Here is a 19,984-nt window from a genome sequence, read left to right as displayed (position 1 = left end):
ATGCCTACCGCTATTATTGCCGACGACGAAAGACTGATGCGCGACCAGCTGCGCCTGCGCCTGGGCCAAGCCTGGCCTGAACTGGAAATCATCGGCGAAGCCAAGAATGGCGACGAAGCGATCGAACTGGTGGAGCAACTCAAGCCGGACTTTGCCTTCCTCGATATCCGCATGCCGGGCAAGACAGGCATGGAAGCAGCGCAAGTGATTGGCGGCAAGACGCATATCGTCTTCGTCACGGCCTATGATACCCACGCCGTCGAAGCCTTCGAGCGGGGCGCCGTCGACTACGTGCTCAAGCCGCCCGAGCATGAGCGCTTGCTGGTCACGGTGGAGCGCCTGAAAACCCACTTGAACAAGCCGGCCCTGGACGTCAACAGCAGCGTCACGGCCATGCTGTCGCAACTGGCGGAAAAAATCACGGCCAAGCCCACGTATCTGCAATGGATACAGGCCAGTATCGGCCAGGACTTGCGCATGATCCCCGTGGAAGAGATTCTGTTCTTCCGTTCTGACGAGAAATACACCTGCGTGCAGACAGCCAAGTATGAGGCGCTGATCCGCAAGCCCGTGCGCGACCTGGCCGAAGAGCTCGATCCTTCGCTGTTCTGGCAAATCCACCGCGCCACACTGGTCAATGTGAATGCCATCGAAGGCGTGACGCGCGACATCCGCGGCCGCCACCTGGTGCTCATCAAAGGCAAGTCCGACAAGCTCGAAGTGAGCCGCAGCTTCCTGCACCTGTTCAAGCAAATGTAAGTCTCTCGCCGCCGCCCGGCCCAGGCCGGCGCGGCGCATCACTCTCTTCTTTCCCCTTCCTGCGCCACATCAAGCCGCGCCGTGCCAACAGGCATAGGCTAAAGTCCTGTCTGCCATTCCTGTCTTGCCTTCGTTCACGTTCGCAAGGAGAACCCCATGCCTGACCGAGGCAGTTCCACACTGCTGCGCATCCTGCCACTGGGCATGGCGGCAGCGCTTTTGCTGTGCTTGTTTCCTCCCCTGAAAGCCCTCCGGCAACGGCAGGCGCGTGGCCAGGCCATCATCGATAGCGCCAGCGACGCCATCATCAGCATCGACAGCGGGCAAATCATCCTGCATGCGAACGCGGCGGCAGCCAGGTTGTTCGATGACACACCAGGCGGCATGCGCGGCATGCGCCTGGGCCACTACATCCTGCGCGACTTGCGTACCCTTGACGGCCTGGGCAAGCACGATGGCGATCCGCCGTTTGGCGACATCAGCCAGGAGCTGCGCCTGACGGGCCGGCGCGCCACCGATTACACCTTGACGGGCCGGCGCAGCGATGGCGCCATGTTTCCCCTCGAAGGTTCGCTCTCGGCCATGCAGGAAGACGGCCATAGCGTGTTTACCATCATCGTGCGCGATATCAGTGCGCGCCAGCAAATGCATGAACAGCTGGCCCGCTCCTTTTCGCAACTGCGCGAATTGTCGAGCGCGCTGCAATCCATCCGCGAAGAGGAGCGCAAGCATATCGCACGCGAACTGCATGATGACCTGGGGCAGCTGCTGGCCACCTTGCGCGTCGACCTGACCCTGGTGCGCCAGCACACGGATACCACCGCATCCTTGCAAGCACTGCTGCACAGCATGGACGGCTTGCTGGTGACGGCCATCACCTCGCTGCGGCGCATCGCCAGCAACCTGCGTCCGCGCGCGCTCGATGAAGGGGGCTTATATTTTGCGCTACAAAAACTGCGGCACGACTTCCTGCTGCGCCGCGCCATCCATTTCGACTTGCTGGCCGACGAAGCCGACCTCGTGCTCGACGATGCGCGCAGCACGGCCATCTATCGCATCGTGCAGGAAGCGCTGACGAATATCGCGCGCCATGCCGAGGCCAGCCACATCACCATCGCTCTGCACCGCATCGATTCCTCGCTCGCCATCACCATCCAGGATGACGGCCGCGGCATTGCCGAACACGACCTGGAAAAAGCCACGGCCCTGGGCTTGCTGGGCATGCGCGAACGGGTGTGGGGCTTGAACGGCAGCATCCATATCGGCGCCGATAGCGAATTGGGTGGCACGCGAATCGACATCTCGCTGCCCATGCATGCGGAGGCGGCAGCAGCAGCGGCGATGCAATAAAAAAGGCGCCCGCAGGCGCCTTTCACTTCGTCACATCGAACGATGCTTAGAATTTGTGTGCCAGGCCGATCTGGTACGAGGTCAGCGATTTGACGCGCTCGCGGCCAGCGTAAGCGTACACGTCGGTGCGCTTCGACAGGTGGTAGTCGTAGCCGACGCCGAATTCCTTGATGGTATCCTGATCCTTGAACTTGTTGTTGCTTTGCTCTTGCTTGCCATACGACACTTTGGCATCGCCGCCGCCAACCGTGTAGTTCAGGCCGATCAGGTAGGACTTGAATTCGCCGGTCGTGGCAACTTTGGTGTCGCCTTTCGAGTAGGCGGCCGTGATCTTGGCTGGGCCGAATTTATAGCCGCCACCGATGGACCACAGGTCAGGCTTGGCGGCCGTTGCCGTTGCTTGCACGGCTTTTTCGTAGCCGGCGTGCAAGCTGATCGGGCCATTGTCGTAGGTTGCCAGGCCGATCACGCCTGCGTCAGCGCTGTTGACTTCGCTCAGCACGTATTGCAGGCTGCCCACGAAACCTTCAAAGCTTGGGCTGTTGTAGGTCACGGCGTTGTTGACGCGCGATGTGCCGACGCCCGAACGCAGCAGGGTTTCATTGTTCTTGCCGACCACGCCGTAGGTGTTGAATGGATCGACGCGGGCGATGGTGCCATCGACCAGGTTCTTGGTGCGGCCCAGGATGGCGGTACCAAACGCGCCTTTCAAGCCCACGTAAGCTTGACGGTCGAATAACACGCCTTTTTGCGCGCCGGTATCGGCCAGGAATTCACTTTCCAGGTTGAAAATTGCGGACAGACCGCCACCCAGATCTTCCGTACCCTTGAAACCGAGGCGCGACGCATTGTTTTCGCGTTGTACCGTCGGCTGGCCAGTGGTCTTGGCAATACCGAGGTCAACCAAGCCATACACGGTGACGTTCGATTGTGCTTGTGCCGTAGCTGCTGCGAAGGTGCCGATGATCAATGCTGCCAGAGTAATTTTTTTCACTTGAGATTCTCTACATTAGGTTGGACAAGAATGTTGCTGCTTAGCTGCTGAACCGAATCATGCCCACCAAATACTTCAACAATATGACATCGACAAGATGTTGTTTTTTGGCACAATATCTTGTCAGATAAAAACAACAGGCGAAAAAAAACCGCCCGAGGGCGGCTTGTGGCGGCAGTCCGGCCTTACTTCAGGCGGCAGCTCAGCAGCCAGTAGTATTCCAGGCGCTTCATGCGGATTTCGCGGGCCGAATGGGCGAACTTCTTGCGCAGGTGGCTATCCGACGGGAAATTCTTCAGCACTTCATAGCGCTCGCCCCCATCCGTCGTGCGGAACTGGTGGGTATTGCCTTCCAGGTCGGTGCGCGCGATAACGGTGCTGCTGCCATCGACATAGGAATTGTCGATCAGTACCAGCAGGATGTCCTTGCCCAGCTTGCTGCGCAATTGCTTCAGGTATTTGTCCTGGTCTTCACGCTTGACGTGCGACCACCAGAAGCCGGCAAATACGGCCGTGAACTTGCCCAGCAAATCGTCTGGCAAGTTGAACGCGTCGAGCTTGGCGAAGGTGACGTTGTCGGGCAAGCCGCGCGCCTGGGCCAGCGCCAGCATTTCATCGTTGATGTCGGTAGCCAGCACGGACTCGGCCGACTCGGCGACCACTTCCGTCCAGTAGCCGGTGCCGCAAGCCAGTTCCAGCACGGTGTGGCCTTCCAGCACGTCGGCGACCTTGTCGCGCAACACTTCCAGGTCTTCCTGGCGTTCGGGCTTGTCATAGACGCGCTCGTACTGCTGCGCGATGGTGGCGTAATATTTGGCAAGCTGATCGGTAATCATTGTTTCTTCTCTTCTTAAATAATCTTGGCCAGGCACCTCGCCCGGCCGGCTTCGTGCATTGTTATAGTTCGTAGTGCTCTTTATCACCGCTCATCGCCTGCTCGATGAGCTTGCGGTTCAGGGTCGGCGTCAGCAACTCGATAAAGGTATAAATATAGCTGCGCAAATACGCGCCTTGCTTGACAGCCACGCGCGACACATTCATGCCGAACAGGTGGCCGACAGGGATGGCGCGCAAGCCTTTGTCGCGCTCGGCATCGAAGGCCATACCCGCTATGATACCAATCCCCATGCCCAACTCGACATAAGTCTTGATCACATCCGCATCGATGGCTTCGAGCAAGATGTCAGGCTTCAGGCCGCGCAGCACGAAAGCGTGGTCGATCTTGTTACGTCCGGCAAACGCGCTGTCATAGGTAATCAGGGGGAAGGCGGCGATTTCTTCCAGGGTCACGGACTTCGACTTGAGCAGCGGATGGTCGACCGGCACCACCACCACGTGCTCCCACTGATAGCATGGCAAGGTGATCAAGCCATCGATGGCGGCGATCGATTCCGTGGCGATGGCCAGGTCGGCCTGGTCGCGCTGCACCATTTCGGCGATCTGGCGCGGGTTGCCTTGCAGCAAAGACAATCTTACCTTCGGAAACTTCAACATGAAGGCTTGCACCACCTTCGGCAAGGTGTAGCGCGCCTGCGTATGCGTGGTGGCAATGGTAAAGCTGCCGCTGTCCTGCGCCGCGAATTCCTTGCCGATGCGCTTCATGCTGTCGATTTCCTGCATGATCAGCTCGACGGACTCCAGCACCAGGCGGCCCGGCTCCGTCAAGCCGCGGATGCGCTTGCCGTGGCGCGTAAAAATATCCACGCCCAGCTCTTCCTCCAGCTCGATGATGGCTTTCGATACGCCCGGTTGCGACGTAAACAAGGCCTTGGCGGCGTCCGTCAGGTTGTAATTCTGCCGGACCGCTTCGCGCACGAAGCGCAATTGATGGAGATTCATTGCTGGTTTGCCCTAGATTGCCGTGATTTGCCGAGTTTCCGCCCCACCCATGATTTTACGTTCATGCATATACGCATATCGCATATAAGCAAATGCGTACTTAGTAGTTTGGAATAAACACTAAGTTTATTACTATTGCGGGTACTTTGGGGGTGCAAGCATGACTTTGTCTTATATAGTCTCAGGATTTGCCGTAGGATTACTCGTAGGAATGACCGGCGTGGGCGGAGGTTCGCTGATGACGCCGCTGTTAACCTTGCTGTTTGGCGTGCCGCCTTCCGTGGCGGTGGGCACCGACCTGGCGTTCGCCTCGATCACCAAGAGCGCCGGCACCCTGACGCACCGCCTGCGCGGCACCATCCGCTGGGATATCGTCAAGCGCCTGTGCATGGGCGCCCTGCCCGCCGCCGTCATCGCGACCCTGGCGCTGAAATCGTTCGGCACCCTGTCGCCGGAAATCGGCCAGATCATCCGTTACTCGATCGCCGGCTCCGTGCTGCTGACCGTCGTGGCGCTGATTTTCAAGGGCCGCATGCTGGCCTGGATCAATGCACACCCCGAGAAACAATTGCAAGGTAACAAGCTTGCCGCTGCGACCATTATTTCCGGCGCCGTGCTGGGCGTGCTGGTCACGGTGTCGTCGATCGGCGCCGGCGCCATCGGCGCGACCCTGCTGGTGATGCTGTATCCACGCATGAGCTCGGCCGAAGTGGCGGGCACCGATATCGCCTACGCCGTGCCCCTGACGGCCATCGCTGCCCTGGGCCACTGGTGGCTCGGCTCCATCCACTGGGAATTGCTGGCCTCCTTGCTGGTCGGCTCCCTGCCCGGCATCACGCTCGGTTCCTGGGTCGCCCGCTCCGTGCCGGAAAAGTTTTTACGAGTGCTGCTGGCGATGACCTTGACCGGCGTGGCAGTGAAGCTAATCTATTAATTACCGAACAAGTGACAAGAGCAGTATCAAGAACATAATCCCAGGCAATCTTCCAGCACCCCGGCTTTTTTAGGAATTGATATGTACCACTACGATCAGTACGACCACCTCATCATCAAAGAACGCATCGCCCAGTACCGAGACCAGGTTGCGCGCCGTATCGCCAATGAGCTGACGGAAGAGGAGTTCATTCCGCTGCGCCTGCAAAACGGCCTGTACATGCAACGCCACGCCTACATGCTGCGCATCGCCGTGCCATACGGCTTGCTGTCGTCGAAGCAGATGCGCATGTTCGCACACATCGCGCGCAAGTACGACCGCGGCTATGGCCACTTCACGACGCGCCAGAATATCCAGTTCAACTGGATCGAACTGGAGCAAACTCCCGATATCCTGACGGACCTGGCATCGGTGGAAATGCACGCAATCCAGACTTCCGGCAACTGTATCCGTAATACAACATCGGACCCGTTCGCCGGCGTCGCCGCCGATGAAATCATCGATCCGCGCCCGTACGCGGAAGTGTTGCGCCAATGGAGCACCTTCCACCCCGAGTTCATCGCCCTGCCGCGTAAATTCAAGGTCGCCATCAATGGCGCCGAAGAAGACCGTGCCGCCATCGCCGTGCACGATATCGGCTTGACGGCCGTGCGCAACGAAGCTGGCGAAGTGGGCTTCAAGGTGATGGCCGGCGGCGGCATGGGCCGCACGCCGATCCTGGGCAGCGTCGTGCGCGAATTCTTGCCGTGGCAGCATTTGCTGACGTATATCCAGGCCATCATGCGCGTGTACAACCTGCACGGCCGCCGCGACAACAAATACAAGGCGCGCATCAAGATCCTGTTGAAAGCCATCGGCGTGGAAGAATTCACGCGCCAGGTGGAAGCAGAGTGGGTGGACTTGAAAGATGGTCCGGAAACCTTGACGGCCGAGGAAATGCAGCGCGTGGCGGACTTCTTCAATCCACCCGCCTACCTTGCCCTGCCGGAACTCGACTACAAGGCGGAGCACGCGGACAACAAGGCGTATGTGAACTGGCTGGCGCGCAACGTCAAGCCGCACCAGCGTCCCGGCTACGTGGCCGTGGTACTGTCGCTGAAGAAAACGGGCGTGCCGCCAGGCGATGCGACGGCCGAGCAGATCGACTTCGTGGCGGATCTCTCCGACCGCTACAGCTTTGGCGAACTGCGCGTGACCCACGAGCAAAACCTGGTGCTGGCCGACGTGGAGCAGTCGAAACTGTTCAAACTGTGGCAGGAAGCCAAGGCGCACGGCCTGGCCACGCCGAACATCGGCTTGCTGACGGACATGATCTGCTGCCCCGGTGGCGATTTCTGCTCGCTGGCCAACGCCAAGTCGCTGCCGATCGCGGCCGCCATTGCCGAACGCTTCGACAGCATCGACTTCCAGCATGACATCGGCGAGATCGAACTGAATATTTCCGGCTGCATCAATGCCTGCGGCCATCATCACGTGGGCAGCATCGGCATCCTCGGCGTCGACAAGGATGGCAGCGAATGGTATCAAGTGTCGATTGGCGGCGCACAAGGCAACAATGCGGCCATCGGCAAGATCATCGGACCATCGTTCTCTTCCCTGCAGATGCCTGAAGTCATCGGCCGCCTGCTGCACGTCTATGTGCGCGACCGCCACGAAGGCGAGCGCTTCGTCGATACGGCCCAGCGCCTGGGCGTGGCGCCGTTCAAGGAACACGTATATGCAACGCCGATCACGGTCGGCAACCTGGTGGGAGAGGACGAATATGTTTGAGGTACGCGAAGAAATCATCAAGAACGCCGCCGTGGTGCCAAATACCTGGGGCTTGCTGCGCCTCGATGAAAACGACACGCCGGAGACGGTCGTCGTGCCTGCAGGCAAGGTCATCGTGCCCCTGCTCGTATGGCAAGCCCAGCGCGAGACCCTGGCCGCCCGCCTGCCCGATATCGGCGTATGGCTGGCCAGCGACGAGCGCCCGGAAGAACTGGCGGCCGACGTGGCGCAACTGCCCGTGATCGGCGTGGACTTCCCGAAATTCACGGATGGCCGCGGCTATTCGATCGCCTTCAACCTGCGCGCCCGCCTGGGTTTCCAGGGTGAGTTGCGCGCCATCGGCGACGTGCTGCGCGACCAGCTGTTTTCCATGCACAGGGTAGGCTTTGACGCGTATGCCACCCGGCCCGACCGCAGCATCCACGACGCCCTGAAAGGTTTGTCGGTCTTTTCGGAAACCTACCAGGCTTCGTGGGATCAAAAATCACCACTGTTCCGCCGCCACCAGCGCGAAGGCCAGAATCCTGACCTCGACAACGCGGCCGGCATCTGAGGGCCAATCATGAGCGATCTGACTTCTTTGATTGACGCCACCGAGCAAACGCTGACACGCATCGCCGCGGATTTTTCGCCGGCCGTGTTCGCGTCCAGCCTGGCAGCCGAAGACATGGTGCTGACCGACATGATTCTCAAGGCAAAGCTGCCAATTGGCATCTTTTCCCTGGAAACGGGCCGGCTGCACCAGGAAACCCTGGCCGTGCTCGACAAGGTCAAGACCCGTTACAACCACGACATCACCTTGTACCGACCGCAGCCGGAAGCGGTGGCTGCCTACGTGGAACAGAACGGCCTGAACGCCTTTTATGACAGCGTCGAGATGCGCCGCGAATGCTGCCGCATCCGCAAGGTCGAACCGCTGGGGCGCGCCCTGGCCGGCAACAAGGCCTGGGTAACGGGGCAACGCCGCGCGCAGTCCACCACGCGCGCCGAATTGCACGTGCAGGAAGACGACGCGGCGCACGCGATGACGAAATTCAATCCGCTGGCCGACTGGTCGGAAGAAGACGTGTGGGCGTATATCCGCGCCAACGACGTGCCCTACAATGCGCTGCACGACCAGGGCTACCCGTCGATCGGCTGCGAACCTTGTACGCGGGCAGTCCAGCCGGGCGAAGATGTGCGCGCCGGACGCTGGTGGTGGGAAAACCCGGACTCCAAGGAATGCGGCCTGCACATGGTGGACGGCAAATTGATACGCATCAAATCCGTGGCAGCCTGAACAGACACAACAGACTCAGCAGAATAAGAAAGCACCCATATGAGCAATATTTTGAACCAGCGTCACCTCGACAGCCTTGAATCGGAAGCCATCCACATCATGCGCGAAGTGGCGGCCGAATCGGCCAATCCTGCGCTGCTGTTTTCCGGTGGCAAGGATTCCGTCGTCCTCTTGCGCTTGGCCGAGAAAGCCTTCCGTCCGGGCAAGTTCCCATTTCCCCTCGTGCATATCGACACGGGCCACAACTTCCCGGAAGTCATTACTTTCCGTGATAAAAAGGTGGCGGAACTGGGCGAACGCCTGATCGTCGGCTCCGTGGAAGACTCGATCAAGCGCGGCACCGTGCGCCTGCGCAACCCGGCCACGGATTCGCGCAATGCGGCGCAAGCCGTGACCTTGCTGGAAACCATCGCCGAACACGGCTTTGACGCCTGCATCGGCGGCGCCCGCCGCGATGAAGAAAAGGCCCGCGCCAAGGAACGCATCTTCTCGTTCCGCGACGAATTCGGCGCCTGGGACCCGAAAGCCCAGCGTCCGGAACTGTGGGACCTGTATAACACCCGCGTGCATCCCGGTGAAAACATGCGCGTGTTTCCCATCTCGAACTGGACGGAGCTGGACGTGTGGCAATACATCGCCCGCGAGCAACTGGAATTGCCGCCGATCTACTTCGCGCACGAGCGCCAGGTGATCCCGCGCAACGGCTTGCTGGTACCGCTGACGGACCTGACGCCGCCACGCGAAGGCGAAACCGTGGAAACGCAAGTCGTGCGCTTCCGCACGGTGGGCGATATCTCGTGCACCTGCCCTGTCTCCTCCGATGCGGCGACGGTCGATGCCATCATCGCCGAAACGGCAATCACGCAAATCACGGAACGGGGGGCCACCCGCATGGATGACCAGACTTCCGAAGCCTCGATGGAAAAACGCAAGAAAGCAGGGTATTTCTAATGAACGCAGCAATCCAGAACACCAACCTCACCGACAGCCTGGAGCGCGGCATGTTGCGCTTCATCACGGCCGGTTCCGTCGATGACGGCAAAAGCACCCTGATCGGCCGTTTGCTGTTCGACAGCAAGGGCATCTTCGCCGACCAGCTCGACGCCATGTCGCGCTCCAAGCACAAGCGCACGGTGGGCGACACGGTCGACCTGTCCCTGCTGACGGACGGCCTGGAAGCGGAACGCGAGCAAGGCATCACCATCGACGTGGCCTACCGTTACTTTGCCACGCCGAAACGCAAATTCATCATCGCCGACACCCCGGGCCACGAACAATACACGCGCAACATGGTCACGGGCGCTTCCACCGCCGATGCCGTCATCATCCTGATCGACGTGTCGAAGGTAAAACTGGGCGACGATGGCAGCGTGGAATTGTTGATCCAGACCAAGCGCCATTCGACCATCGCGCACTTGCTGCAGATCGAGCACGTGGTCGTGGCCGTCAACAAGATGGACCTGGTCGACTACGATGAAACGGTGTACAAGCGCATCGTGGCCGCCTACCGCGAATTTGCCCAGTCGCTGGGTTTGAAGGACATCACGCCGATTCCCCTGTCGGCACTTACCGGCGACAACGTCGTCGAACGCGGCGACAAGCTGGGCTGGTACACGGGCCCGACCCTGATCGAGCTGCTCGAATCGCTGTCCGTCTACGATGAATCGCACGACACGCCATTCCGCTTCCCGGTGCAGCTGGTGGCGCGCCACAATGGCCACGAAGCGAACGACTTCCGCGGCTACATGGGCCGCATCGAAGCGGGCAAGGTCAGCATCGGCGACACCCTGGTGGTGCAGCCATCGGGCCAGACGGCAACAGTCAAAGACATCGTCACCCTGGACGGTTCGCTGTCGACGGCCGTGGTGGGCCAGTCCGTGACCCTGCTGCTCAATGAATACCTCGATATCTCGCGCGGCGACTTGCTGGCAAGCAGCGAGCGTCCTGCCACCCTGCTGAAACAGGTGGTGGCCGACGTGTGCTGGCTGTCGGAAGACGCGCTGGACCTGCGCCGCAAGTACTGGATCAAGCACGGCACGAAACAGACGGCAGCCAAGGTGACGGCGATCGAATCGATCCTCGACATCAATACGCAGCAGCGCCATCCGGCCGAAGGCTTGAAGCTCAACGATATCGCCCGCATCAGCCTGAATGTGCAGCAGGCGCTGGCGGCCGACGCGTATGCCGATATCCGCGCCACCGGTGCCTTCATCCTGATCGATGAAGTCACCCACCAGACGGTCGCGGCCGGCATGGTTCGACTCTAACTCCGCATCGTCCAGGAAAGGCAGCCACATGAACAGCTCCCCATCTCTCCCCGGCAAGGTCTACCTGGTCGGCGCCGGCCCCGGCGCGCAAGACCTGATGACCTTGCGCGGCGCGCGCCTGCTGGCGCAAGCGGACGTCGTGCTGCACGACGCGCTGGTCACCGAAGAGATGCTGGAGCTGTGCCCGCAGGCGAAGAAAATCCTCGTAGGCAAGCGCTGCGGCCAGTTGTCGACGGCACAGGCCTTCATCAACAAGCAACTGGTCGACCATGCGCGCAAGCACGCCGTCGTCGTGCGCCTGAAAGGGGGCGACCCCATGCTGTTCGGGCGCGCCGACGAGGAATTGCGCGCGCTGGAAGAGGCGGGCATCACGGTGGAAGTGGTGCCCGGCATTACCACGGCACTGGCGGCCGCGGCCGCCACACAGCAGCCGCTGACCAAGCGGGGCGTGTCGCGCAGCGTGGCCTTTTTCACATCCAGCACGGCACCGGGCGAACCGGACCAGACGCGCATTCCCGACTGCGACACCTTGGTGCAATACATGGGCGGCCGTGAAGCCATCGCCACGGCACAGCGCCTGCTGGCCCAGGGCCGCCGTGCCGACACCCCGGTGGTGGTGATTGAAAACTGCAGCCGCCCGGACCAGCGCATCGTACGCCTGCCGCTGAGCGCCCTGGCGCATGGTCTGGGCGATACCCACGGCCCCGTGCTGGTGATGCTGGGCGACGCCATGGCCGCGCGCGCGCACCAGAGCACCGAAGCAGCCGCCGCCATACTGGCGCGCCATGCTTGAATAAACACACCGTATTTTACCGACTTTAAAGTCAGTAATCGACGTCTTCAGAGGAAACATGATACGATGCGGACGCATCTTTTCTCGAGAAGTTGTTGTGGATAGCAATAAATTCACGCTTCGCCCCGCCATAGCGCTTGCCATGCGGTCTCCCGGCTGACGGAACCACTGGCAACCTCCCCGAAAAAAGCTGCGCCCGCAGGCTGCAATACCGCGCCGCGCAACTTTAGCCTTACGACCACACATGAATTTCACCTCCATGCGCGAAGCCCTGACTTCGCTCAGCCGCAGCAATGTCGGCGTCGCCAGTGCTGTGCTGTTAAGCATGCTCGCCTCCATCGCCCTGTGGACGGTGTTCCCGAATATCGACGACGAAAACCATTTGCTGGAATGGCTGCAAGCGCTGTTCCTGGCCCTGGCCTGCACCGTGCACGGCGTGCGCGCCTGGCAAGAGACTGACCGCCAGTCGCTGCGCTTCCTCATGCATGCAGGCTTGTGCGCCCTGCTGTTCGGCTTCCTGCTGCGCGAACTCGATATCGACCAGTTCGGCACGGCGCCCGTCTGGGCCCAGCTGGAAAAAGCCCTGCGCGTGCTGGAATTGCTGATCCTGATACGCATCCTGATCTTTTTCGCGCCGCGTGCCCGCAAGGTGTTTGCCCATGCCGGCCTGATTTTCAGCATGCGCATCACCATCCTGACGGCCATCGGCGGCTTGCTGATGGTCGCCGGCTGGCCCTTCGACAAGAAGGTCTTCCATGGCATGCCGGACGCCTACGCGCTGCTGGGCGAGGAAGTCTTCGAACTGGGCGCCTATCTGCTGCTGTTCCTCGCTTCGCTGTCCGACAGTTCGGCCGCCGCCCGCATCAGCCTGGCACCAAAGAAGAAATCGGCTTAAGCGCCTTCAAATGAAGATGGCAGCGGCAGCAGCCGCTGCAAGGTCGCGGCCACGCGCAGCAGGCGCGGGTCATCATCCTCGGCCTCGTCGCAGGTATCGTTGATACAGAAAAACGGCAAGCTGCCAAAACGCGCCGCCAGCTCCTCAAGCTGCTGCGGCGCCGCCACATCGCCGCTGGCGATATGCAGCGGGTCGAGCATGCGCGACCGCGCAATCCCCTGATGCACCATCCAGCGCGGCACCAGGTCGGGCAGCAACGCCGGCACCTGCCACGAGCGAAACACCGTCGCGCGCACGCCGGCAAACATGGCCGGCGCCAGCCCTTCCAGTGCATGCAGCGCGCTTTTCAGCATGGGCCGCGGCGCGTGCGCATACAGGCGCGGTTCATGCTGGTAAGCTGCATACTGCGCCGACAGCCATTGCCGCGACAAGGTGGCGCAATTGACAGGGGCCGCCACGTCGGCGCGCAAGCCCTGCATGTCTTCGTGCAGCGCACTCTCCGTGAAAACACTCAAACGCCCGTCCCCTTCCTCCCCAAACCAGAATGCGGGCTCGAACGGCGCGCCAAAAAATACGTCGTCGTTCAGATACAGGAAGCGCTCGGACAGGCCCGGAATATGGTGCAGATACGATTCGATATGGCCGGAATCGAACACGGGCAAGGCGGCGCCGGGCATCAGGCTCGCATGGTCGATCACCGTCAGGCGCGGTGAGGCACGCAGCCACTCCGGCACTTGCCGGTCCGTCAGCAGGTAGATATGGCCGTGGCCGGGGAAGAAGCGCTCGAGCGCGCGCAGGTTGTAGCGCAGCTCGCCGTTGTCGCGGTAGCGCCCCGCCACGTTGCCGTGCAAGGCCAGCTGGCCGGGATGCGCCCGCGCCCAGGCGGCATACGCGTGCTGCCAGCGCGCGCGCCAGGCGGGGTCGGTGCCGTCGACCCACAGGTAGACGATGTCGATGCCGCTCAAGGGAGAGTGCTGGAGCCTGGCGCCGCCACGCAATAATCGGCGATGGCGGCGAGCACGCTGGCGTTCTCGCCGACCGCCTCGACCACCTTCAGGCGCAGTGCCGGATGCCGCTGGCGCAATTCTTCCAGCAATAGCGGCAAGTCGCGCAGCACATGCCCGCCCTGCCCCAGGAACACGGGCACCACGGTGACGTCCAGGGTGGCGCCGGCGGGCAGCTTGGCCAGCAGGCTTTGCACCAGCTCGGGCAGGCGTGGCGTCATCAGTTCAAGGAAAGCCAGGTGCACGCCGGTGCCAGGCATGCGCGCCTGGGTCAGGTCGCGCAGGCGCTCGAAGGGCGCGGCCCACGATGCGGCGCGCGCGCCATGGGCAAACAGGATCAGCGCCTGTTCCGCGTTCGTCTCCATCAGTGCCGCTCCACCCACCACAGGGCGCCCAGCGCCAGCAGCAGATACAGCGCGCTCGGCGCCACCGCCGTCAGGAAGGCCGGCCAGGTGCTGAGCAGCCCCAGATGCGAGAACAGGGTGTTGACCAGCATGAAGCTCACGCCGATCATGATGCCGATGAAGATCTTCAGGCTGATGCCGCCGCTGCGCGTATGCATATAGGCGAACGGCAGCGCCAGCGCCATCAACACGAAAATGGCCAGCGGATCGATCAGCTTTTTCCAGAAGGCGATGCGGAAACGCTCGGTTTCCTGCTTGTTCTCGGCCAGGTGGCGCGTGTACACGGCCAGTTCGCTGGCCGACATGCGCTCGGGATCGGAAGCCGACACCGTCAGGATCTTCGGCGTCACTTCCGACGTCATGTCCTTGCTGGCGCTTTGCACCGTGTGCACCAGGCTCGTTTCCTGCCCATAGTAGTTCGACAGCTTCGGCTCGAAGCCGGGCGACGTGGCCGCGCTGTTCGAGAACGAGGTTTCCGTCACATCGGTCAGGCGCCAGATATTATTGCCCCGATACGTCGCACCCTTGGCCACGGTCAGGGTGCGCAAACGCATATCGGTGTCGAATTCATACAGCTTGACGTTTTTCAGCTGGCCGTCCGGACGCGCTTCGCCGACATTGAAAAAGCGCGAACCGGTGACGGTGCCCGTCAGGCCATCGCTCTTGACCATGTCCTTGGTCCACAGGCCCGAGCGAAATTCGCTCGACACGGCCGCGCCGCGCGAGGTCAGCTTGAGGCGTTCGGCCAGCGGTTCCGTGCGCGGCGTGATCAACTCGCCGAAGATGAAGGTGATGACGACGAAGACGATACCGATGCGGAACAGGAAACCGGCCGCCATCGCCGTCGACATGCTCGATGCGCGCATGATGGTAAATTCGGAGCTGGCGGCAAACTGCGCCATCGTGTAGATGGTGCCGATCAGCGCCGCGATCGGCATCACCTCGTACACGTGCCCCGGCACCAGCACCAGCACGTACAGGAAGGCATACTGGATGGTGTAGCCGTTGCGGCCCACCTTGGGCAGCTCGCCCGTCAGGTCGATGAAGGCTTGCAGTGCCAGGAAGGCCAGCAGCACGAACAGCACCGCCTGGAATATTGAGACCGCAAAATAGCGCTGTAAAATCTTCATTTCGATGCCGCTTTACTTGTATTGCCGGCGCGGCGCGCGCGCTTGAAAGCCGCCAGCAGGACCAGCGGATGATAGCGGTGGTTCACATTCAGGCGCCACGCAAACAGCGCCACCACGGCCAGCGCCGCCAGCAGGTGCAGCGGCCACCAGGCCAGGCCAAAGGTCAGGCGGCCCTGCTTCACGCTCGCTTCGATGACCTTGATCAGGTTGCTGTACGTAAAGAAAATCAGCAGGGCGATGATCAGGTTGGTCGAACTGCCGGCACGCGGATTGACAAAGCCCAGCGGAATGGCCAGCAGGATCAGCATCAGGCCGATCAGAGGCGCGCTGACCCGCCACAGCAATTCGGCCATGGTATACGGATTCGGATCGGCGATGAGCGCCATGGTGCTCATGGCGCGCACGCCCAGTTCCGCGCCCAGTTCCTGCTGCTTGCTCTCGATGCGCATGATGTACTGTTCGAACTCCATGGTCTGGAAGTCCGCCTGCGTCGGCACGCCCTGGTAGCGGCGGCCGCTCTTGAGCACCAGGAAGCGTTCACCCTTGGCGTCGGTATTGATCACGCCTTCCTTGGCGACGACGACGACGGCGCTGCCTTTTTCATCGACGGTATTGACGAAGACGTTTTGCACCACCGTCTTCTCGCCGCTGACGCCCTCGACGAAGAAGATGCGGTTGCTGCCGGCCGATTCGCGGAACTGGCCCGGCGTGACTTTCTGCAGGTCTTCGCGCTTTTCAAAGCGCGCCACATATTCATCGCTTTTCTTTTGCGCCCACGGCGTGGCGTACAGGCTCAGGATGCCGGTGGCCAGCACCAGCGGCAGGCCGAAGCTGAGCACGGGCCAGATCCAGCGCGACAGGCTCAGGCCGGAGGCGAACCACACCACCATCTCCGACTCCTTGTAGCTGCGGGTGACGACCATCAGCACCGAAATGAATCCGGTGAGGATGATGATGGTGGGCAGCTGCATCAGGGCGGAAAAAACCATCAGCGACATGACGTCGGACGACGCAATCTTGCCGCCCGCCGCCTTGCCGAGAATACCGATCAGCATCCAGGTGAGCAGGATGCTGAACAAAACTGTGAAGGTGGCCCCGGCGGCACTAGCCAATTCACGTCGAAGGGCGCGTTGAAAGATCATTCGGAGTTTATAATTCGGATCAGTTAGTTGAGTAACACGTTACTAGTAAATGAAAACGGAGAACCAAATGGACTTTAGCATAAAAGCATTCGATACCAAGAGCACCCTCGGCACGGCCAAAAGCGGATGCATCGCGGTTGCGGTATTCGAAAACAAAAAACTGTCGCCAGCGGCAAAATCGCTGGACAGCAAGGGTGCGATTTCGGCTGCGCTGAAGTCCGGCGACATCAGCGGCAAGCCTGGCAGCACCTTGCTGCTGCGCGCAGTCGATGGCGTCGCCGCCGAACGTGTTCTGCTGGTAGGCATGGGCAGCGATGACACTGTCAGCGAAAAAAGCTTCACGACCGGCGTACAAGCCGCACTGAAGGCCTTCGGCTCGCTGGGCGCTGCGGACGCCATTATCGCATTACCGCTGGCTGAAGTGAAAGAGCGCGACGTAAATTGGGCAATCCGTTGCGTGGTGCAAGCCGCACATGACAGCCAATACCGCTGCGACTCGCAAAAAAGCAAAAAAGATCCGGCGCCAGCAGGCGTGCGCAAGATCGTCCTGGCTGCTCCTGCAACGGCCGCCACGCGCGGCGCGCTGGCGCAAGCCATCGCCATCGCCAACGGTTCCGACCTGACGCGCAACCTGGGCGACCTGCCGGCAAACATCGCCAATCCGACCTACCTGGCCAACACGGCCAAGCAGCTGGCCAAGGATTACAAGTTCGAAGTCGAAGTGCTGGACCGCAAACAGCTCGAAGCGCTGAAAATGGGCAGCTTCCTGTCCGTCACCAACGGCAGCGAGCAGCCGCCGAAGTTCATCGTCCTGAAACACATGGGCGGCAAGGCCAAGGATGCGCCAGTCGTCCTGGTCGGCAAAGGTATCACCTTCGACACGGGCGGCATTTCGATCAAGGCCGGTCCTGGCATGGATGAAATGAAGTACGACATGTGCGGCGCCGCCTCCGTCCTGGGCACCTTCCGCGCCATCGGCGAAATGAACCTGAAGCTGAACGTCATCGGCATCATCGCCGCGTGCGAAAACATGCCGTCGGGCCGTGCCACCAAGCCGGGCGACATCGTCACTTCCATGAACGGCCTGACCATCGAAGTGCTGAACACGGACGCCGAAGGCCGTCTGGTGCTGTGCGACGCGCTGACCTACGCCGAACGCTTCAAGCCGGCAGCCGTGGTCGATATCGCCACCCTGACGGGCGCTTGCGTCGTGGCCCTGGGCCACCACAACAGCGGCCTGTTTACGCGCAGCGATGCGGCGCATGACCAGCTGGCCAATGAATTGCTGGCAGCGGGCAAACAGTCGAGCGACACGGCATGGCGCATGCCGATCGAAGAGGCGTACAACGAGCAGCTGAAGTCGAACTTCGCCGACCTGGCCAACATCGGCACGCCAGGCGGCGGTTCGGTGACGGCAGCGGCCTTCCTGGAAAACTTCACCAAGAAGTACACCTGGGCGCATCTGGACATCGCCGGCACGGCATGGAAATCGGGCGGCGCAAAAGGCGCGACCGGCCGTCCAGTCCCACTGCTGACGACGTTCCTGATCAACCGCGTGTAAGAGAACGCCAGACCACACCTACTGCGCGGGGCTATTGGCGGCCGGCGATGCTCGCTGTACATAAAGTACAGCTGCGCTTCTCGGCCACCACTAGCTCCCGCTCGCTACGGTTTTGTCAGGCGTCGTTACGCAAGAAGACAGCCGCCACGATCACTGACCCTGGCGGCTTTTTTATGTGCAGTTGAATCAGTAGACGACGGGATTGGGCAAGGGCGACGGCGCCACCTTCGGCTGCACCACCGTTTCCGGCACGGCGGCCGGCTGCGGCTTCGCGGCGACGGGCGCGGGCGGCGGCGCCAGGCGCGCGGGGTCCTGCATGACGATGGTCAGGATCGATGGGTAGTCAAAGCCGGCGCCCGTGTTGCGGTCGACGAAATAGCCGACGCCCAGGGTCAGGATGACATTGCCCCAGACGCTGCCATTGAGCTTGGGGTCGATATGGTCGTCCGTCGCGATGGCGGGCGAACCGTGCTTGCGGCAGTCGACCTTCAACGGTTCCTGGCTCTTGCGGATGGTGATGCGCCCGGGCGTGGTGACGAACCACTTGCCCACGTCGTTGCTGAGGATGCAGCCGGCGCCCGTCAGTTCGCGGTTGTCCTGGATGGTTTGCACCAACACCATCTGCTCAGTGTTGCCAGTCAGGGTGGCGCAGCCGCCCAGGCCAAACAGCAGCGTCCCGGCGGCAAAGGGGACAGACAGCGGCACGCGCATGGGAAACTCGCTTAACGGACGGGAATCGGCTGGTCGCCGGGCACGGCGACGGCGGTGACGCTGTTTTTCGGACTGCCATCGATCAGGCGGTCGGAATACACGAGGTAGACCAGCGCATTGCGCTTGCTGTCGACCATGCGCACGACGCGCACATGCTTGAAGAAGATCGAGGCTCGCTCGGTAAACACTTCTTCCTGGCGTGGCAGCTTGCCCTTGAATTGCAGCGGCCCCACCTGGCGGCACGCCACGGCCGCATCGGCCTTGTCTTCGGCCAGGCCGACGGCGCCCTTGATGCCGCCCGTCTTGGCGCGCGACAGATAGCAGCTGACGCCAGCGACGCGCGGGTCGTCATACGCTTCGACGACGATCTTGTGGTCAGGGCCGATCAGTTTGAACACCGTGTCGACCGAACCGATGGTTTCGGCGTGCGCCGCGGCGCAGGCAAAGCCCAGCACCAAAGCGGCAGGCAGCAATTTACGCATGAAAGTATCCTGGGCACGCACGCAGGCGGCCATCAGTTGATGGGAGCGAAACGCTGGACCATGACGCCTTCGACTTCGATCAGTTGAAAGAATACGTCCTTCGGCCGGGTCCAGATGGAACCGTCGGCGGCGCGATAGACGATCATCGGCGTCAGATCCGCTTCCAGCGTGGCTTCGCACACCAGTTCGTAAATGCCGCCCTTGTAGTGCCGATAACGCATCGCCGTCCCCTCAAGCCGTTGAATCTTCGCTCTTGTCGTCGGCCAGTGCCTTCTGCTTCTGCTTCAGGCCCTGGATCACTTTCAGTATGCCTTCCATGCCGGCCGCGCCATCGGCGCCGCTGAAGGCGTCGAGCACTTCATTGAGCACCTTGTTGCGCACGGTCGCTTCATCGGAAGACATTTCCAGCGCGCGCTGGGCTTTCGCCGCCTTTTCGGCAGCGCTCACGCGCGGCTTGGCAGCCGTCTTGCCATGCGTCAGAGCAGCCTGCCAGATAACCCAGCGGCGCTGGGTCTCGAAAATCAGGTACTCATCCGGTTTGTCTTCTCTTCGCCGCACAATGTGGCCGTCACGCTGCGCCCACGCTTCAAATGCAGTTCGCATTTTCTTCCTTTGCAAATGCTACGCGCAAGTCTCACTATTAAAACTGCAACATTTCAAAATAGTACCA

The 19,984-nt window shown here is 61.4% G+C and carries 22 protein-coding genes; 11 read left to right on the top strand and 11 right to left on the bottom strand.

The window, feature by feature from the left end:
- Both U0004_RS08740 and U0004_RS08735 read left to right on the top strand, forming a co-directional pair.
- On the top strand, positions 1–759 hold the full coding sequence (locus U0004_RS08740) for a LytR/AlgR family response regulator transcription factor (RefSeq protein ID WP_034782231.1): 759 nt from the start codon (positions 1–3) through the stop codon (positions 757–759).
- Positions 760–915: 156 nt separating this feature from the next.
- Positions 916–2,109 carry a PAS domain-containing sensor histidine kinase gene (locus tag U0004_RS08735; protein WP_070253894.1) on the top strand — a complete coding sequence of 398 codons (1,194 nt, stop codon included), beginning with the start codon at positions 916–918 and terminating at the stop codon, positions 2,107–2,109.
- Positions 2,110–2,155: 46 nt separating this feature from the next.
- Here U0004_RS08735 and U0004_RS08730 read toward each other — a convergent pair whose 3' ends face one another.
- The 3 genes from U0004_RS08730 to U0004_RS08720 all read right to left on the bottom strand — a co-directional run bounded on the left by U0004_RS08730 (position 2,156) and on the right by U0004_RS08720 (position 4,942).
- Positions 2,156–3,103, bottom strand: a complete 948-nt coding sequence (locus U0004_RS08730) for a porin (RefSeq protein WP_052140115.1) — start codon at positions 3,101–3,103, stop codon at positions 2,156–2,158.
- Between the two features lie 185 nt (positions 3,104–3,288).
- Positions 3,289–3,939 carry a class I SAM-dependent methyltransferase gene (locus U0004_RS08725; RefSeq protein WP_034782226.1) on the bottom strand — a complete coding sequence of 217 codons (651 nt, stop codon included), beginning with the start codon at positions 3,937–3,939 and terminating at the stop codon, positions 3,289–3,291.
- A 61-nt stretch (positions 3,940–4,000) separates the two neighbouring features.
- Positions 4,001–4,942: a CysB family HTH-type transcriptional regulator gene (locus U0004_RS08720; RefSeq protein ID WP_034751505.1), complete on the bottom strand. Its 942-nt coding sequence runs from the start codon at positions 4,940–4,942 to the stop codon at positions 4,001–4,003.
- A 160-nt stretch (positions 4,943–5,102) separates the two neighbouring features.
- Here U0004_RS08720 and U0004_RS08715 point away from each other — a divergent pair, with 160 nt between their 5' ends.
- The 8 genes from U0004_RS08715 to U0004_RS08680 all read left to right on the top strand — a co-directional run bounded on the left by U0004_RS08715 (position 5,103) and on the right by U0004_RS08680 (position 12,880).
- Positions 5,103–5,876, top strand: coding sequence for a sulfite exporter TauE/SafE family protein (locus tag U0004_RS08715; RefSeq protein WP_070253893.1), 774 nt, complete (start codon positions 5,103–5,105; stop codon positions 5,874–5,876).
- An 81-nt stretch (positions 5,877–5,957) separates the two neighbouring features.
- Entirely contained in the window at positions 5,958–7,646 is a 1,689-nt protein-coding gene (locus U0004_RS08710) for a nitrite/sulfite reductase (protein ID WP_070253892.1), read from the top strand.
- Positions 7,639–8,199, top strand: coding sequence for a DUF934 domain-containing protein (locus tag U0004_RS08705; protein ID WP_034782220.1), 561 nt, complete (start codon positions 7,639–7,641; stop codon positions 8,197–8,199). The genes U0004_RS08710 and U0004_RS08705 overlap by 8 nt, the downstream gene beginning before the upstream one ends.
- 9 nt (positions 8,200–8,208) lie before the next feature.
- A complete protein-coding gene (locus U0004_RS08700; RefSeq protein ID WP_070253891.1) occupies positions 8,209–8,925 on the top strand; it encodes a phosphoadenylyl-sulfate reductase in 717 nt (238 codons plus the stop codon).
- A gap of 39 nt (positions 8,926–8,964) precedes the next feature.
- On the top strand, positions 8,965–9,876 hold the full coding sequence (gene cysD, locus U0004_RS08695; RefSeq protein WP_034782216.1) for a sulfate adenylyltransferase subunit CysD: 912 nt from the start codon (positions 8,965–8,967) through the stop codon (positions 9,874–9,876).
- Positions 9,876–11,192 carry a sulfate adenylyltransferase subunit 1 gene (locus U0004_RS08690; protein ID WP_034782214.1) on the top strand — a complete coding sequence of 439 codons (1,317 nt, stop codon included), beginning with the start codon at positions 9,876–9,878 and terminating at the stop codon, positions 11,190–11,192. Before cysD ends, U0004_RS08690 begins: the two co-directional genes overlap by 1 nt.
- A gap of 28 nt (positions 11,193–11,220) precedes the next feature.
- A complete protein-coding gene (cobA, locus tag U0004_RS08685; protein ID WP_070253890.1) occupies positions 11,221–11,985 on the top strand; it encodes a uroporphyrinogen-III C-methyltransferase in 765 nt (254 codons plus the stop codon).
- A gap of 244 nt (positions 11,986–12,229) precedes the next feature.
- A complete protein-coding gene (locus U0004_RS08680) occupies positions 12,230–12,880 on the top strand; it encodes a hypothetical protein (protein ID WP_139144061.1) in 651 nt (216 codons plus the stop codon).
- On the opposite strand, the gene U0004_RS08675 is transcribed toward U0004_RS08680, so the two are convergent.
- Genes U0004_RS08675 through lptF form a run of 4 tightly spaced genes read right to left on the bottom strand, consistent with a single transcriptional unit; the run spans position 12,877 to position 16,560 of the window.
- Entirely contained in the window at positions 12,877–13,845 is a 969-nt protein-coding gene (locus U0004_RS08675; RefSeq protein ID WP_115057433.1) for a Stealth CR1 domain-containing protein, read from the bottom strand. The two genes, U0004_RS08680 and U0004_RS08675, sit on opposite strands and share 4 nt — an antisense overlap.
- Complete coding sequence (locus tag U0004_RS08670) at positions 13,842–14,249, bottom strand: sirohydrochlorin chelatase (protein WP_070253888.1); 408 nt, start codon at positions 14,247–14,249, stop codon at positions 13,842–13,844. The genes U0004_RS08675 and U0004_RS08670 overlap by 4 nt, the downstream gene beginning before the upstream one ends.
- The gene (gene lptG, locus U0004_RS08665) at positions 14,249–15,418 is read right to left on the bottom strand and encodes an LPS export ABC transporter permease LptG (protein WP_034782207.1); all 1,170 of its coding nucleotides are present in this window, start codon (positions 15,416–15,418) and stop codon (positions 14,249–14,251) included. The genes U0004_RS08670 and lptG overlap by 1 nt, the downstream gene beginning before the upstream one ends.
- Positions 15,415–16,560, bottom strand: coding sequence for an LPS export ABC transporter permease LptF (lptF, locus tag U0004_RS08660; protein WP_034782206.1), 1,146 nt, complete (start codon positions 16,558–16,560; stop codon positions 15,415–15,417). The genes lptG and lptF overlap by 4 nt, the downstream gene beginning before the upstream one ends.
- A 67-nt stretch (positions 16,561–16,627) precedes the next feature.
- On the opposite strand from lptF, the gene U0004_RS08655 reads away from it, so the two are divergent.
- On the top strand, positions 16,628–18,121 hold the full coding sequence (locus U0004_RS08655) for a leucyl aminopeptidase (RefSeq protein WP_034782204.1): 1,494 nt from the start codon (positions 16,628–16,630) through the stop codon (positions 18,119–18,121).
- A 186-nt stretch (positions 18,122–18,307) separates the two neighbouring features.
- Here the strand turns inward: U0004_RS08655 and U0004_RS08650 are convergent, their stop codons facing one another.
- The 4 genes from U0004_RS08650 to U0004_RS08635 are packed head-to-tail and all read right to left on the bottom strand — an operon-like array spanning position 18,308 to position 19,917.
- Complete coding sequence (locus U0004_RS08650) at positions 18,308–18,832, bottom strand: hypothetical protein (protein WP_174718095.1); 525 nt, start codon at positions 18,830–18,832, stop codon at positions 18,308–18,310.
- An 11-nt stretch (positions 18,833–18,843) separates the two neighbouring features.
- On the bottom strand, positions 18,844–19,314 hold the full coding sequence (locus U0004_RS08645) for a CreA family protein (protein WP_058049645.1): 471 nt from the start codon (positions 19,312–19,314) through the stop codon (positions 18,844–18,846).
- Positions 19,315–19,346: 32 nt separating this feature from the next.
- Positions 19,347–19,535, bottom strand: coding sequence for a DUF1653 domain-containing protein (locus U0004_RS08640; protein WP_034782199.1), 189 nt, complete (start codon positions 19,533–19,535; stop codon positions 19,347–19,349).
- Between the two features lie 10 nt (positions 19,536–19,545).
- Positions 19,546–19,917, bottom strand: coding sequence for a hypothetical protein (locus tag U0004_RS08635; protein ID WP_034751548.1), 372 nt, complete (start codon positions 19,915–19,917; stop codon positions 19,546–19,548).
- Positions 19,918–19,984: the final 67 nt, after the last annotated feature.

The organism is Janthinobacterium lividum (assembly GCF_034424625.1).
Classification (GTDB): domain Bacteria; phylum Pseudomonadota; class Gammaproteobacteria; order Burkholderiales; family Burkholderiaceae_D; genus Janthinobacterium; species Janthinobacterium lividum.
Note: the sequence above shows the minus strand (reverse complement) of the source record. Positions and strands in the feature narration are given on the sequence as shown.